Genomic DNA, 326 nt, shown 5'->3' on the forward strand with positions numbered 1-326 from the left:
CCATCGGTGACATTGGTTTGCACCTGGAATACAGCTTCGCCGTTATCCACGTCAGTGACATCTAACTTACCGGTGACGGTTTCAACCGTGGCCGCGTCAGTGTCAGAGCTGCCGTCTTCGGTGACGGTGCCTTTATCTGAATCTGGGTTACCTGGAGTTACGCTGATGTCAGCTGGATCGTTCGCGCCGACAATGGTAATCACCACATCGTGCGAGGCGGTGCCATCGGCTGATGTAACCGTGATAGTGCGCGTTAAGGTTTCACCTTCTTTGAGTGACTGCACATCAATGTGGCTGTTGTTGAGCGTGTAGCTCCAGTTGCCGTT

Annotated in this window: 1 protein-coding gene; it reads right to left on the reverse strand. The window is 53.4% G+C overall.

All coding sequences use genetic code 11. The features are described from left to right. Positions 1-326 (reverse strand): VCBS domain-containing protein (locus GQA99_RS20365; RefSeq protein ID WP_206194602.1); only part of this gene is annotated, 326 nt, incomplete at both ends.

The sequence above is a fragment of the Shewanella litoralis genome (assembly GCF_009828585.1).
GTDB classification, from domain to species: domain Bacteria; phylum Pseudomonadota; class Gammaproteobacteria; order Enterobacterales; family Shewanellaceae; genus Shewanella; species Shewanella litoralis.